Raw genomic sequence first — 14,171 nt, forward strand, 5'->3', positions numbered from 1 at the left:
CTAAGAAACTAAATTAGAAAACGTTTCTTTCACTCATTTTACCGCCGAAGGCGTGCTTTTTGGGGTTCGGCTGGAAACAAGGGGCTAAAATGAAGTGGCTATAAGTCCCCCTCTCGATGCTGGCATATAATTTTCGTCCATCATAGGGCCGAAATAATCCATATACGGCAGCTAATTCTAGAGCAAAATAAGAAATTGGGGTCGCGATAATTTTCAATAAATCACTTCCTGCATCAGAAAATCTTTCTCTGAGATTATACTTTGTTTGATTATTCATCCAAAAGTGAGAGAAAGTTGCAAGCTTTAGAATTCTATAAGCCACATTTAATAGGCCGGCTACGGCATGAATGAAAGGCGTACCTATAGAGAGCAAAAGACACTTAAAGCGTACGATATCTTGGTCTTCATTAAGATACTTTCGCCCTGTGCTTTGATCGATAAGAAAAACCGGTTCGCCTGAGCGAAATTTTTCTCCCTCAGAATCCAATTTCCACTCATTTACCGGTTGAAAATCTTTTAAAGTAACATTCATTTTTATTTTATGTTTTTATTAATAAAGAAATAATTATAAATATCTTTGTTAATAAAGTCAATTATCTAAGGAATGTTAAAAATTAGATAATATGTAAATTCATTCGATAAGATGTGAATTTATGAAAGACAGCTTCTTGCGCTTGCTTCAAGAATCTCCTTTATTTCTCGAAGATCAATAGGGTTAAGCCAAAGATTAAATTGACATGCGGCCTGTTCAACAAACATCTCGTAGCCAAACACAACACAGCATCCTCTTCTAATGGCTTGTAACAAGAACACGGTCTCTTTTGGTTTTGATTTGATATCCATGACAAGAGTCGAGGGGGAAAGAGTCATCGGAAGTTCGAATGAAATAGGAGTGCTATTAATCAAAATATCGCAATTTTCAAAGCAAGTTGATAGTGAATCTAAGCCGACACCTTTTAAGCTCAAACGTTCCGCAATCTGTTGGGCCTTAGTTTTATCCCTGTTTACAATCGTAACTAAAGCGCCCTTTTTATGCGCTTCATAGGCAATGGCTTTAGCGGCTCCTCCGGCACCTATAATTATCATTCTTTTATTTTTAACTAGAAAATTCCTCTCAATAGCATTTAAGGCGCCGATACCATCAGTGTTGAAACCGGAAATTTTTCCCCGGTCAAATACAAGGGTATTAACAGCCCCTATAGCTAAAGCTTGAGAATCTATGGTGTCTAAAAAAGGAAGGATAGCTTCTTTTAAAGGCATTGTAACGCTCAGTCCTTTAAAAGAAAAATTTTTTGCATAAGTTAAAAAATCCGGCAACTCTTCTCGCGATACTTGAATTTTTATATAAACTGACTCTATCCCTAAAGTTTTAATCAAATAATTATGGGTCTCATCACTTATGCTTTGATCAACAGGATCGCCTATTAACCCATAAAGAGTTGTTTTAGGGCTTAGTGAATAATAACGATACTTTTCAATAAGTGTTTTTGCTGTCAACTGCCCGGGTGCCGATTTTTGAGCCTCATTTAAAGCCGCGTAAGTAATAGGATTTCCTATAACCGGTCCAAGAATTCTACTGATTTGTCCATGCTCCCCCATGCTTACTGCAATAAGCCTATCGTGAGAATGCTTAGCCCAAGCTAAGAACCTTAAAGCGTCTAAACTACAATTTGCCGTCACTGCCATTTTATAAAAAAATGCGTATGGGTTTAGCATTTTTTGATAAATACCTTCAAGATCTTTTGGAGTTTCTTCAAAATTATGGTAGGAAAGAATCAGTTTGATCCCTGGGTATTTAAGAGCAATTTCTTCAATAAATGAAGTTTCTATATCATATTCCAGGTCTAGAAATTCGGGCTTTAACTTCAAAAGGCAACGGATGTCCTTTAATCGATTATCCTCGGATTGAGTATAGCTGCCTCCTTGCCTTTGACTTCGCAAAGTAAAAATCATCGGGATGGAAAAATGGGCACGCAATCTTTCTAAAGACGGAAAATCCAAAAAGTTAAAATAATCTAGCCTTAGCTCCACAAGATCAGCGTAAGGGATTGCCAACATAATCTGTTGATACGCTTCCTCGAAGGCCGGGCCTTTAATGACAACAGAAATCATGGTTCATCCATTCCAGTGTTTTTTTAAATAACATTTTCTCAACTGGAAAACAGTAATTATCTTCAGAGGATAGTGGTGAGCCTATTTCTTCAATCAAAATAAAACGGGGTTCGCCATTTCTTGATTTTTTGTCTAAAATCATGGTCTTCACAATATCATCAATGGCAACCTGAGATGGAAAACGAAGCGGAAGCCCATATTGAACTAGAATTTTTTTGATACGGTCAAAAGAGTTTTGATCAAGCTTTCCCATTTGTAAAGAGAGGTAGCTTTCTACAATGAGGCCTATGGCAACGGCTTCACCATGTGATAGTGCATGATTTGTTAAATTTTCTAAAGCATGCCCCACAGTATGGCCAAAATTTAGAAGGCTTCTTTTTCCTTTTTCTTTTTCATCTTGCTCAACAATCTCTTTTTTAATACGGCAGCTTTCAAAAATAACTTGCTCAAGCAGAGCCGAATCTTTAGCTAAAAGAGCTTCCGCATTATTTTCAAGATGGCAAAATAAGCGATAATCGGCAATCACACCATGCTTGATAATCTCAACAAAACCGTTTATATATTCTTTTTTAGGCAGGCTCTTAAGCACATTCAAATCGAGAATCACTTTTTTCGGTTGATAGATGCAGCCTATCATGTTCTTTCCTTGAGGGACATTCACTCCTGTTTTTCCGCCAATGCTGGCATCCACCATTCCTAAGAGCGATGTCGGAATCATAACGAGAGGAAGACCTCTACAGTAAGTCGCCGCTAAATACCCCGAAACATCAGTCACAACGCCTCCGCCTAAAGCTATGATGCAAGTATCTTTGCCAAGCCCGTTTTCAAGCAAGCGATTTTCCAAAAGCTCTTTGGTTGCACGCGTTTTATGGGATTCACCGCTTGAAAAAGAAAATAAATAAGCGTCTAAACCAGATTGCAAAAGGTCTTCTTTTAATTTTTTTCCATACAAAATTTCAACGTTATCATCTGTAATGATAGCAACTCTCAAACCTGCATTTTTTAAATAGTCAGCTTGTTCTTTTAATAAATCAGTCCCGATTTCTATTTCGTAAGACTCTTGGAATTGGGGAATTTGACACTGTATTTTTTTTGTCATAATTTCATACATCTTTTTAAAAGAAGGGCATCTGCTAATACTAAAGAAAGCATCGCTTCAACAATTGGAACGGCTCTTATAGCAACGCAAGGGTCATGGCGAGACCCTTTAGGCAGCTCAAAAATAGCTTCATCTCCTCCGGTTGTAAGGGTAGACTGCGGCTTCATGATGCTTGAAGTCGGTTTGAAAGCCACCCTTCCAATAATAGGCATTCCACTAGAAATGCCTCCTAAAACACCTCCTGCATGATTGCTTTTCGTCTGTACGCCCTCCAGTTCCTTAAAAAATAAATCATTATGTTTTGATCCTGTCATTGTCGCAGATTGAAATCCTGAACCGATCTCAAATCCTTTAGTGGCGGGTATCCCCATCATGGCATGCGCCAAATTGGCCTCTAGCTTTTCATAAACAGGATCGCCAAGACCTACCGGAACGGACAACGCAATAAACTCAATAATTCCGCCTACAGACTCCCCCTCAGCTTTTGTTTTTTCAACTAAAGCCATCATGGAAGAAGAAGCCTCGGCATCAGGACAAAACACGGGACTTTGATAGGTTAAACTTCGGATTGAATCCAAATCGACCTCATCCAACCCCGCAATAATCGAACCCATTTGCTTAATATAGGCCATTACTTTTATGCCATTGTATTCTAAAAACTTTTTAGCAATAGCCCCGGCTGCTACTCGGCAAGCCGTTTCCCGAGCCGAAGCTCTTCCGCCGCCTCTATAATCAAAAATTCCATATTTTTCCAGGTAAGTGTAATTGGCATGCCCAGGTCTAAGAAGGTCTTTAATAGGCTCATACTTACTCGGATCCGCATCTTTATTTGGAATCAGGATGCTGATCGGAGCTCCTGTCGTCTTGCCTTGAAACACACCCGATAGAATTTCCGCTTTATCTTCTTCATATCTTGGTGACGTGTAGGGATTTCTTCCAGGCTGCCTTAAAGCTAAAGCCTCGTTAATATCGCTTGCATTAATTTCTAAACCGGAAGGGCAGCCGTCAATCACAACCCCAATTGCTTTTCCATGGGATTCACCCCACGTTGTAATTTTAAAAATATTTCCAAAAGAGTTACTCGCCATACTTTACCTTGCTTTTTGAAAAATCTCTTCCGCGATTTCTTCAACGGTTTTTTGATCTGCATCAATGACATGATCCGCCGCTTTTAAATAGAGGGGCTGACGAAAATTATAGAGCGATTCAGCTTCTAGAATATCTTTAAATAATGGACGCGAGGCGTCGTTTGCCAATCGCATGGATAATGTCTTAAAAGAAGCCCTTAAAAAAAATATTTTCCCCTTGGGTTCTTTCAAACGTTCCAGGATAATTTTATTTAATACCACTCCGCCCCCTGTTGAGATAATGCTTTCTTTAAAAGAAGCTATTTCTTCTGAAAGGGCAAGTTCTGTTTCTCGCAAAAGAAGCTCCCCCCCTTTGGCAAAAAGCGCATCCATGTTTTTTGACTTAGTTTTCTCAAGCACAAGTTGATCCATTTCAATGACGGGCCAGTTAAAAAGATTGCTTAACTTCCCGGCAACAGAAGACTTTCCGGAGCCCATAAAACCGATTAAAATAATTTTCATTTTAAACAACCTTCTAACTTTTCCCAAAAAGTCGGAAAAGTTTTATTAACGACTTCAGGTTCTCGGATTTTCATTCCCGGTAACTTAGCTTTCGCCACAGCAAAAGCCATGGCCATACGATGATCCCTATAGGTATCAATAATAGATGGCTTTGGGTCTCCCCCATAAATCGTAAGGACGTCATGGCTATCCTCTACTTGAATCCCCATTTTTGCGAGTTCATTCTTTAAGGCAAGAACCCGATCTGTTTCTTTTAATCGTAAAGAACGAATGCCGGAGATTCTCGAAACACCTTTTGCGAAAGCGGCAAGAATCGCCACTGTTGGAATTTGATCCGGACAATCGAGCATATTATGAGACAAGGGTAAAATTTGTTTTCCCCGAATTGTGATCTGATTTTCAAAAAATTCAATTTCATTTCCCATATCAGATAAAATATTTAAAAGTTTTTTGTCCCCCTGAAGGGATTCTGGATTTAGATTTTTCAGTGTAAATGTAGATTGAGTTAATGCCGCTATTGCAAAAAAATACCCGGCAGAGGAAAAATCCCCCTCGATCATATACTCTTTTCGATTATACCTTTGATTTGAGGGGATATAGAGGCTCCCATCCTCAAAGACCATCACCTTTATACCCCACTCTTCCATAGCACGAAGGGTCATTTCCCTATAAGGCCTAGAGATACTCTTTCCTTGAGGACGAAGAGTCACTCCCCCTAAAAAAGGAGCGATCATTAGAATTGAAGAGAAAAATTGACTGCTCCTTGAGCCATCTATGGCAATTTCTTGATGGTTCAATAAAGAAGCAAATTCTACTTTTAAAGGCAGCTCTTCTTCCTTTTCAAGATAATCTATTTTCGCCCCCAAAAGACGTAAAGCATCGACCAATTCTTTTATAGGCCTCTTGTTTAAACGAGCATTCCCCTTTATAACCTTATCTCCTGGCACAAGCGTTAGCAAGCTAAGTAAAAAGCGAGCGGTAGTACCCGAATCTTTGACATATAAATCGTAAGACCTATCTTGAATGACGGTTAGATCATCATGAACGATAATCCGATCCTCTAGGGTGTCTATCCTTAACCCAAGTGTTCGTAAACAAGAAATCATAACCTCAGTATCTTCAGAATACAAAGGGTTAGAAAGAAAGACAGGCCCTTTAGTTAAAGCAGCCATAATCAGAGCTCGATTAGTATAGCTTTTAGAACCGGGAATTTCAATAACCCTTATCGGATTACCATTGGGGAGAATTTCAAAAATAGTCATAATTATCTTTCGGTTCTTGAAAACCGTTAAGACAAGGCTGCCTTGTCTTAACGAATAAGAGAAAACTTTACCGGATTCTTATAAAAAAATCACGGACAACTCAAAGGCCCGATACGAACATTTAAAAAAGTATTTTATCTTGCAAAAGTTTAATTTGAGATAAAGGCCACGCATGAAATTTCAACTAAAGCATCCAGAGGAAGTTTAGCGACTTGCATCGCTTGTCTTGCAGGTTTAATTTCATTTGAAAACTTTTCCGCATAAACCGAATTCATTCCTTTAAAATCCTTCATGTCCTTAAGATAAACTTCAGATTTGACGATATCTTTTAAACTTAAATTCTGGGCTCTTAAAATAGCTTCGATATTATTGAGGACTTGCAAGGTTTGCTCTTCAATGGTACTCCCGATTAACATATTGGTCATAGGGTCTAAAGCTAATTGTCCTGAAACAAAAAGGTATTGCCCGGCACGAACCGCCTGAGAATAAGGCCCTATCACTTGAGGAGCTTCTAGAGTTCTAATTTCATGAATGCCATTATCAGCACATATTGGTGAAGAAGCTATTAAGGATGCGATCAAAATTTTTTTAAACCATGTTGTCATAAGTATTTCCTTGAATGATTGTGGATGGGTAGCTAGATTTAAGAGCTACTACTTAAAGCTATAAATTTTCCTTTGCAAAGTAGCAAAGAGAGGTAAATTTTCCTATGAAAAAGCTTACGAGACTTCGATGAAGGTAAAGATTTATCAAACGCAGCTTTATAAAATCCCTCTCTCTAATGGCATAGAAAGGTCGGGCCTTTTAATTGGAATTTTAGATGAAAATGGGAATAAGGGTTTTGGCGAATGCGCTCCCCTCCCTAAATGGAGTAGAGAAACGCTAGAAGACTGCCTGCAACAATTTCGCCAAAAAATGACAGACATTGTGAGCATCGAATGGTCAACTAGTCATTGGCAGTCAAAACTTTTAGAACTCAACCTTCATCCTGCCTTATCCTTTGGTTTAGAATCAGCTCTCCTTTCCCTAATTTCCCCTCTTCCGAAAAAGCTTTCCTTAACAACTAGTGCTCTTTTAATGGGCTCTCCCGAAGAAATTTTGAAAGAAGCCGATCAAAGATCTAAAGAAGGTTTTACTTTTGCAAAGCTAAAAGTTGGCCACCTAGATTTTAAAACCGCTGAAAATTTAATTATACGATTGAAAGATGTCTTTCGCTTAAGAATTGATGTGAACCGTGCATGGGACACTTTAGACTCCCTTAGATTTTTTTCAAAATTTTCTTTAGACTCATTTGATTATGTTGAAGAACCCTTTAAAAACCCTCTTGACTTAGATAAATTCGAACATTCTCTTGCTGTGGATGAATCTTTCCCCAAGGATCTTTCTCTTGCTCAACTAGAAAAATTGCCGGCACTAAAGACCCTCATTTATAAACCCACAATACAGGGTGGATTGCTTCAATGCCTCCCTCTTAATGAATGGGCAAATAAAAGAGCAGTTTCTATTGTGCTTAGCAGCTGTTTTGAAAGCGATTTAGCCTTAAGCCATGTGGCTTCTTTAGCCCATCGGCTTTCAATTACAACTGCAAGCGGCATTGGCACTTACCATTACTTAAAAGACACACTCTTGTTGCATCCTTTGAAATTTTCAGGAGCTTTAGTGCATATCCCTGATAAAATTCAACCGAAACCCGGATTAAAAGACCTAGAAATTAATAACACTTAACCTTCTTTAAGAAAACGAAGGGGTAGGAAAGTTTGCATGATTGGCAGGCCTTGGGTGTTTATCCTAGGAGCCCTAGGCAAGGAATGGGTTCAAGAAATGCTTCCAATCATTCCAGGCAGAACTGAAAAGAACATTCTAGATATGCAGAAATGGATAGTAGATATTATCTACTAATGTAATTCTTAATTAAATCTTAATAAAAAACCGTTAAAATAATTGTTTTAATTATTAAAATTAATATCCATGAGATTTTTCTATGTTATCCATTGATTCTTCCCAAAGTTATTCACTATCACCCGAAGAACTAGCAGCTTTAGTAGTTGAGCTTGAAAAGAAAGAATTTCAACAAGAATTCGGAGAAATTGAATCCCCTTTTGAAGTCTCACAACCCAACTGGGAAAAGAAAAAAAAGAAATACAGGGTTTTGGAAGAAAAAATCAGGTCTGCTAGTGTTGATATCCCATCTTGGGCTGTAGCCGGACCCCTAAACTATGGATTGACCCTTGAGAAAATGAAAGAAGTCATTACCAATAAATTTATGGAAATGGCGAACTCGGGGCATTTGATATCAGAAAAACAATTAGAAAGCTGCAACCGTGAAAGTTTCTACCCTCCGGATAAAAAAGGCGGGGACAATTTAACAAGAATTTGGGGAGCCGAGTTTTTAGTTTCCAATCTCAAACATGAAAAATCATTAAATGCTCCTGAACATTTTCTTATTATAGAGGATCCAGCCTCAGACATTGAAGTACAGGTTTGGCATGGTCCATACCCTTACCTTTCAATTGTGAAAAAAAATGGCTATATCCTCTCAAAAAAAATCGAAGGAGAATCGAAGGCTCTTGCATATCGATGTTCCACGGATCTGGCTAAATTAAAATATAAGGATTTTGGGGATCCCGGGAATGTTATTAAAGATTCGAAAGGAACCGGGTGGGTTGTCGATACTGAATTAAAAAGTTTTGATCCTCCTAAATTAACCCGCGAATCGGCTTTAATTCAAGATTACTCAAAGAAGCGTTTTGAAGTTTTAGCAAAAGATGAATTTTCTTCTCTTTTTCAAACTTTTAAAATATCAGTCGCGGATTTTCTCAAGTAGTAATAAATTTCACCTCATTAGGTTCCAAGAAGCTATTTGCGCTTCTGAATCCTCTTCGTAACCCATAATGAGGGTTGAATAGTCGTCGAAAAAATAAAGTCCGAAAGGATTTCCAAAATAAGCGACTATAATCTTTTGTTCATAGGGTTTCAGCTCTCTAATTAAAGAAGCCAATGAGTCTGTTATCCCATGCACTCTAAAATGTCTTAGCTCTTCCTTTTGCTTATTTTCATTCATCAATCGAATTTCAGCAATACGTCGAGGATCTGCCGGAAAAATGGCTAAGATAACCACTCCATATTTTTCCATGTTTTTAAATAATCTTTCCTCTTCAATTATATTCTTTTTATCTAAGGAACAAAAATAGGAATCGGTATTTAAAGTGAGTTTTAATTGATTTAATAAATCAAGGGTAGAAGCCTCTCCTAGCTGAACATAAGCCGCATTTTCTTGAGAAAGTGGAATTAGCTTTCTTTCATTTCTTAGAATTGACACAGCTTCTTGGAAAAGCTTTATTCTTAAATCTTGCGAAGAAGCTGTGTGAAGGTCATTTTTATTCGGTATAGCCGCAAAACGATCAAGATCAAGATTTACTTTTTCTTTTAATTTTAAAATTGTTAAAACTCGTTCATCGATGTCTTTTTCGTTAATTTTTCCCTCTTTCAAGGCAAGTTTTAAAGCATTATAGGCCTTGGGAAAATCTTGAGGCATAAGAAGCATATCGCTTCCTGCAAGAAAGGCCCTTAAAACAATCTCTTCTTCCGACATAAAATCTGTCAATGCCTTCATACGTAAAGCCCCGCTTAAAACAAGGCCTCTAAATCCGAGCTTTTCTTTCAATAACCCCTGAACGACTTTTTGAGAAAGACTTGCCGGGATTTTTAGATCTTCAAATGCCGGAATAATTAAGTGTTCTGTCTGAATAGACAAAACCCCTTCTTTAATAGCCTCAATAAAAGGGAAAAGCTCAATTTCTTCTAATCGCTTCTTTTCATGTTTACAGTATGGCAACCCAAGATGAGGATCCACTATAATATCTCCAAGTCCCGGAAAATGTTTGGCTGAAGCAATGATTCCGGCATCTTGCAAACCTCTTATCATGGACCTTCCTTTTCTAGCGACCTCTTGAGGCGTGCTTCCGAAGGAGCGAACATTTATGACCGGATTTTCAGGCTCGGTATTCACATCAAGAACAGGGCTTAAATTCATGTGAACTCCAATAAGCTTCGCCTGTCTTCCAATTTCCAAACCCATTTGATAAATCAAATCATTATTCTTAATTGCTCCAAGAGTAATATTTTTAGGAAAACCCATGCCATCCTTAAGTCGCATGGAAAGTCCCCATTCTAAGTCTTGCGCTATAAGAATCGGGTATTTGCTAATTTTTTGATAACGATTCGCAAACGAGACTTGGGATTGGCTTAAAGATGGACCTACAAAGGCAATTCCCCCAACATGATATCTCGTAATGTAATCTTCGATCTCTTCTATGATATGAGGGTTTCCTATCTCTTTAGCTGCAAACTCGGAATCTACATAGCCTGCGATCATAAAGAGCTGTCCGATTTTTTCATCTGTCGACATGGATGCAAGCGTTCTTTCAGCCCATGAAATATTTTCATTTGCGATTAAAGTTATAGGCAGGAAGATAACAAGAAGGAAGGAAGAATAAAAACTTGAAAATCCCATGCAAACTTTAGTTATTTTGTCTAAGTTTTTCAAAAAGAAAAATAGAAGCAATATTTTGGATAATAAGTGATAAAGTGTTCATAGGCCACCCTTTATAGAGTTTTACGATGTCTTTTCGATTTAAATGATGAAGAGGATTTAAGTTTTTTGCTTGTTTCAAAGTGTTAGCAAAGTCAAAGGGTGCACCTACAAAACTTACAATAAAAGCTACTTCTACACCGACTTTTAGCATTTCGTAAGCCTTAAGTTCTTTATCTCCCTCTCGATTTTTATTTCTCAAGTATTCCTGCACAGTTAAAAAAGTGACCATATTAACAGAGCGCTTAATCCAATAAGTTGAAAAACCTTTCCAACCTTCTTTTATAATGTCGATTAATGGAAGGGATGTTTTTTTAGCCGTCGCATAGACAACCCTTACTTTTTCAAGATGAATCGTGCCAATAGAATCGACAGTTGAGATGGAAATCCCGGTCGCAATTTGTTGTTCGCGATCATTTAATCCATAGCATTTAAATAATTTTGGCAGCTCTATAATCATGGGCCAACACCAAGCTTGTTTGACGCAAGTTTTTAGAAGCTGCGGACTCAATCCATCATAAAAAGAGCGGATCCCCTCATTTTGAAAGATTTGTCTTGCTACCTTATAACTGCTTTCAGATTTATTAGAACATTGTTGGCGAAGTTTAATCAATTCAATTGGACAAACTAATATCTCAGTACCAAGGCCTCTTGCTACTGCCCAAAAACTGATCTTTCGTCAGCGAAGAGTCGGTGCTTCCACTTGTCATAAAAAGCTTCTCTTATTTTAGAAGATCCTGCCGTCTTTCCAGGGAAAGGCGGCATCGTTTAAAAAAACTTATTGCTTCTTAGCCACAAAAACAACGAAGGGAGAACAGGCGACTTCATCTTTCCAAGCATACCCTTCATCCTCTTTTCCTAAAGGATAGTGAACCTCTAACAAGTCAAAGCCTGCTTTTTTAAAGAAGAGGCGATAATCCGCTTCTGTCCAATAAAAATCTGTAAATTCAATCTCTGCTTCTCTAAGGTAGATCCTAGCTAAATCTCCGCTTTCAAGATTTTTATTTTCCGGATAGTCGGTATTAAAGATATACCAGTCCCTTGAGTACATGTCTTGGCTTCCTGTAACGGCTATTAGAACACCATCTTCTTTCATGACTCTCTTAGCTTCCCCTAAATAGTTAAGAACTTCCTGCTCTGAGCCAAGCTCAAATAAAACATAGCTTGAGAAAACAAGGTCATAGTTCTGATCTAAAACCGGGATATTTCCATTCTGCATAAAATAAAAAGGAATTTCAGGATAGATCATAGACGCTTGAGCTAACATTTCCTCGCTAATGTCTACACCTTCAGCCTCCATATTTAGATCGCAAAGGAATCGAGTTGAGAAACCGGCGCCTGAACCATAATCTAATGTTTTATTACCTTTGACATATTTGGTTATAAAAAAGGGAATGTCTCTATAAGCAAGATAACGGCTTGAAGTTTGGCCGTGCTTTGCATAAGCTATCGCTTGCTCTTTAGACTTTTCTTCATTTGATTTATAAATCGTGTCGTTGGCTGATAGATAATTTAGAGGCAATAATGCCAAAACCATTAAACGGATCCATGTGCGCATAAGTCTCTCCAGATTTTTAGAAATTAATGCTGCCAACTTTGCCATCCGTTTTTAAAAAAATCTAGTTTAATTTTTGACTTTTTTTAGACAAATTAATTTTTTAATGATGAGTGGTTTTTAATAAACTATTGAACTTATTTAATTAATATTGTTTTTTTGTATAATTATCGCTTTCTTGCAAAAGATTTTGTAAAAAAGGAATAACGACATGGCTTTTTTTTGTCCAGAGGTTTCAATCTATATAGCGACTAGTATTGATGGCTATATTGCCAGGAAAGATGGGAATATTGATTGGCTGCTCTATGGTCATACAGGAGATGAGGACTATGGGTTCAAAAAATTTATAGATAGCGTCGATGCCCTAGTTCTTGGCAGAAAAACCTATCAGGTGGTTTCAGGTTTTGAGGATTGGCCTTATTCCGGGAAAAGAGTTATTGTTTTGAGCAATACTTTAAAAAAAGTCAGAAAAGAAGCCGAACTATTTAGCGGGGATTTGAAAGACTTACTCTCTAAATTATACGGAGATGGCATCAAACATATTTGGGTGGATGGCGGGATTACAGCTTCCAAATTCTTAGAAGCCGGTCTTGTGGATAATCTTACGATATCCATAATTGCAATGGTATTAGGATCCGGAATCCCCTTATTTAGCGCCATGAATAAAGAACAGCCTTGCCGCTTGGTTTCAAGCCAATCCTATCCAAGCGGTCTTGTCCAATTAAAGTATAAGATGATTTAAACCATGACAATCCGTGTTGCAGCTTATCAAAATTTTGCCAAAAACTCCCATAAAGAACGGGTAGATGAAATCTTAGAGGTTGTAAAGCAAGCCGATCAAAAAAAAATAGATTTTCTTTGCTTTCCGGAAGGTTATCTAACAGGCTACTATGAAGAAAAAGAGCTTGCAGAAGAAACCGCTCTTGAAATTGAGGGTTCAGAATTTAAGGCCTTTCTTAGACAAGCCTCAATATTTAAAACGACGTTTATAATAGGTTTTAATGAGCGCCAAGGTCATCAAATTTTCGACTCTGCAGCCATCATCGAAAAGGGAGTTTTGCTTGGTGTTCAAAGAAAGCACTTTTTATACCACAACTACTTTGCATCTGATGATGAATTTTCAGTATTTCATAGCAAAGGCATTACTTTTGGCGTCGTCATCTGCATGGATAGTAATTACTTTGAGCCTTGCAGACTTTTAGCTTTAAAAGGAGCCGCTATCCTTTTTATCCCCATGTGTAACAAGGTGCCTTTAAATCATGCTTTAACCTCACGACCTAATTATTATAGTCATTTCGTCGCACGATCTTATGAAAACCGTTGTTGGTTAGTAGCAGCTGATTGGGTCTTCCCAAATGATGGTAAAAACATTTGTCCAGGCCATAGCGTTATCTATGATCCGAACGGATGCGAACAAGCTCGGAGCGTTGAAAATCGATATGATTGCATCCTATTGGATATTGCAAAAGATAGTTTATGCATAAATAAGGGACGAAGGGTTTCTGGAAGCCCTATTTTAAAAGAAAAGTTGAACTCTCAAAATTGATTACCACGAGTTCAGTTCGGAAACTATTTTTTTAATCCCAAAATTTGGCTTAAAGCTATCGAATCTACACGATGGGCTTGCAAACCAAAATAGTGATGCTTATCAATCTAATGTAAATTGTGATCATCAAAAACCACTTTATTTTTAGTTTCTCTGTTTATGATTTCATATTCTCCATTGGCCACGGTGACATGATCCTAAAATAAGCATTTTATTAAAGCCCTTTCCCGACCAAAGGTAGAACTAAAGCCAGGTTGCTGTCTTCTAATTGAATAAATAAGTCAGCTTCTTTCTTAAAAACCTCTTGTGCTTTGTTTACTGTGTCTACAAGTTTTCTTGCTATCTCAAAAGGGCTCAAACCATTTTGAGATAGGGCCTCTTCTCTTCTTTTGCTGTTTTTTTATTAAAACCTTGTAC

General features: G+C 37.7%; 15 protein-coding genes. 5 read left to right on the forward strand and 10 right to left on the reverse strand.

Annotated features, from left to right (window positions below):
- Positions 1–13: 13 nt before the first annotated feature.
- From CSEC_RS10515 to CSEC_RS10545, 7 genes are all read right to left on the reverse strand, one after another.
- Positions 14–532: a hypothetical protein gene (locus tag CSEC_RS10515; RefSeq protein WP_041018434.1), complete on the reverse strand. Its 519-nt coding sequence runs from the start codon at positions 530–532 to the stop codon at positions 14–16.
- Positions 533–651: 119 nt separating this feature from the next.
- On the reverse strand, positions 652–2,112 hold the full coding sequence (gene aroE, locus CSEC_RS10520) for a shikimate dehydrogenase (RefSeq protein WP_041018487.1): 1,461 nt from the start codon (positions 2,110–2,112) through the stop codon (positions 652–654).
- A complete protein-coding gene (aroB, locus tag CSEC_RS10525; protein WP_041018435.1) occupies positions 2,093–3,211 on the reverse strand; it encodes a 3-dehydroquinate synthase in 1,119 nt (372 codons plus the stop codon). The genes aroE and aroB overlap by 20 nt, the downstream gene beginning before the upstream one ends.
- On the reverse strand, positions 3,208–4,299 hold the full coding sequence (gene aroC / locus CSEC_RS10530; protein ID WP_041018436.1) for a chorismate synthase: 1,092 nt from the start codon (positions 4,297–4,299) through the stop codon (positions 3,208–3,210). Before aroC ends, aroB begins: the two co-directional genes overlap by 4 nt.
- Before the next feature lie 3 nt (positions 4,300–4,302).
- A complete protein-coding gene (locus tag CSEC_RS10535) occupies positions 4,303–4,800 on the reverse strand; it encodes a shikimate kinase (protein WP_041018437.1) in 498 nt (165 codons plus the stop codon).
- Positions 4,797–6,062, reverse strand: a complete 1,266-nt coding sequence (gene aroA, locus CSEC_RS10540; RefSeq protein ID WP_041018438.1) for a 3-phosphoshikimate 1-carboxyvinyltransferase — start codon at positions 6,060–6,062, stop codon at positions 4,797–4,799. The genes CSEC_RS10535 and aroA overlap by 4 nt, the downstream gene beginning before the upstream one ends.
- Positions 6,063–6,211: 149 nt before the next feature.
- On the reverse strand, positions 6,212–6,667 hold the full coding sequence (locus CSEC_RS10545) for a Rid family detoxifying hydrolase (RefSeq protein WP_079978046.1): 456 nt from the start codon (positions 6,665–6,667) through the stop codon (positions 6,212–6,214).
- 127 nt (positions 6,668–6,794) lie between these two features.
- Here CSEC_RS10545 and menC point away from each other — a divergent pair, with 127 nt between their 5' ends.
- From menC to CSEC_RS10555, 3 genes are all read left to right on the forward strand, one after another.
- Positions 6,795–7,787, forward strand: coding sequence for an o-succinylbenzoate synthase (menC, locus tag CSEC_RS10550; RefSeq protein WP_041018439.1), 993 nt, complete (start codon positions 6,795–6,797; stop codon positions 7,785–7,787).
- Positions 7,788–7,823: 36 nt separating this feature from the next.
- Entirely contained in the window at positions 7,824–7,961 is a 138-nt protein-coding gene (locus tag CSEC_RS13175) for a hypothetical protein (RefSeq protein WP_154017690.1), read from the forward strand.
- Between the two features lie 82 nt (positions 7,962–8,043).
- The gene (locus tag CSEC_RS10555) at positions 8,044–8,886 is read left to right on the forward strand and encodes a hypothetical protein (protein ID WP_041018440.1); all 843 of its coding nucleotides are present in this window, start codon (positions 8,044–8,046) and stop codon (positions 8,884–8,886) included.
- A 9-nt stretch (positions 8,887–8,895) separates the two neighbouring features.
- Here CSEC_RS10555 and CSEC_RS10560 read toward each other — a convergent pair whose 3' ends face one another.
- The 3 genes from CSEC_RS10560 to CSEC_RS10570 form a co-directional block, all read right to left on the reverse strand.
- Positions 8,896–10,575, reverse strand: a complete 1,680-nt coding sequence (locus tag CSEC_RS10560; protein WP_053332008.1) for a glycoside hydrolase family 3 protein — start codon at positions 10,573–10,575, stop codon at positions 8,896–8,898.
- 7 nt (positions 10,576–10,582) lie between these two features.
- Positions 10,583–11,326: an MC/SLC25 family protein gene (locus CSEC_RS10565; RefSeq protein ID WP_079978047.1), complete on the reverse strand. Its 744-nt coding sequence runs from the start codon at positions 11,324–11,326 to the stop codon at positions 10,583–10,585.
- 105 nt (positions 11,327–11,431) lie between these two features.
- Positions 11,432–12,211 (reverse strand): class I SAM-dependent methyltransferase, encoded by a 780-nt coding sequence (locus tag CSEC_RS10570; RefSeq protein ID WP_161780988.1) that lies wholly within the window; start codon positions 12,209–12,211, stop codon positions 11,432–11,434.
- 208 nt (positions 12,212–12,419) lie between these two features.
- Here CSEC_RS10570 and CSEC_RS10575 point away from each other — a divergent pair, with 208 nt between their 5' ends.
- Both CSEC_RS10575 and CSEC_RS10580 read left to right on the forward strand, forming a co-directional pair.
- Entirely contained in the window at positions 12,420–12,950 is a 531-nt protein-coding gene (locus CSEC_RS10575) for a dihydrofolate reductase family protein (protein ID WP_041018443.1), read from the forward strand.
- Positions 12,951–12,953: 3 nt separating this feature from the next.
- Positions 12,954–13,754 carry a carbon-nitrogen hydrolase family protein gene (locus tag CSEC_RS10580; protein ID WP_041018444.1) on the forward strand — a complete coding sequence of 267 codons (801 nt, stop codon included), beginning with the start codon at positions 12,954–12,956 and terminating at the stop codon, positions 13,752–13,754.
- Positions 13,755–14,171: the final 417 nt, after the last annotated feature.

The sequence above is a fragment of the Criblamydia sequanensis CRIB-18 genome (genome assembly GCF_000750955.1).
Taxonomy (GTDB): Bacteria; Chlamydiota; Chlamydiia; order Chlamydiales; family Criblamydiaceae; genus Criblamydia; species Criblamydia sequanensis.

Excerpts from the sequence above, each read along its gene's own strand:
- aroE (WP_041018487.1), bottom strand. The coding sequence starts at position 2,112 with ATGATTTCTGTTGTCATTAAAGGCCCGGCCTTCGAGGAAGCGTATCAA.
- CSEC_RS10535 (WP_041018437.1), bottom strand. The coding sequence starts at position 4,800 with ATGAAAATTATTTTAATCGGTTTTATGGGCTCCGGAAAGTCTTCTGTT.
- CSEC_RS10560 (WP_053332008.1), bottom strand. The coding sequence starts at position 10,575 with ATGGGATTTTCAAGTTTTTATTCTTCCTTCCTTCTTGTTATCTTCCTG.
- CSEC_RS13175 (WP_154017690.1), top strand. The coding sequence starts at position 7,824 with ATGATTGGCAGGCCTTGGGTGTTTATCCTAGGAGCCCTAGGCAAGGAA.
- aroA (WP_041018438.1), bottom strand. The coding sequence starts at position 6,062 with ATGACTATTTTTGAAATTCTCCCCAATGGTAATCCGATAAGGGTTATT.
- CSEC_RS10555 (WP_041018440.1), top strand. The coding sequence starts at position 8,044 with ATGTTATCCATTGATTCTTCCCAAAGTTATTCACTATCACCCGAAGAA.
- CSEC_RS10515 (WP_041018434.1), bottom strand. The coding sequence starts at position 532 with ATGAATGTTACTTTAAAAGATTTTCAACCGGTAAATGAGTGGAAATTG.
- CSEC_RS10575 (WP_041018443.1), top strand. The coding sequence starts at position 12,420 with ATGGCTTTTTTTTGTCCAGAGGTTTCAATCTATATAGCGACTAGTATT.
- aroB (WP_041018435.1), bottom strand. The coding sequence starts at position 3,211 with ATGACAAAAAAAATACAGTGTCAAATTCCCCAATTCCAAGAGTCTTAC.
- aroC (WP_041018436.1), bottom strand. The coding sequence starts at position 4,299 with ATGGCGAGTAACTCTTTTGGAAATATTTTTAAAATTACAACGTGGGGT.
- CSEC_RS10570 (WP_161780988.1), bottom strand. The coding sequence starts at position 12,211 with ATGCGCACATGGATCCGTTTAATGGTTTTGGCATTATTGCCTCTAAAT.
- menC (WP_041018439.1), top strand. The coding sequence starts at position 6,795 with ATGAAGGTAAAGATTTATCAAACGCAGCTTTATAAAATCCCTCTCTCT.
- CSEC_RS10580 (WP_041018444.1), top strand. The coding sequence starts at position 12,954 with ATGACAATCCGTGTTGCAGCTTATCAAAATTTTGCCAAAAACTCCCAT.
- CSEC_RS10545 (WP_079978046.1), bottom strand. The coding sequence starts at position 6,667 with ATGACAACATGGTTTAAAAAAATTTTGATCGCATCCTTAATAGCTTCT.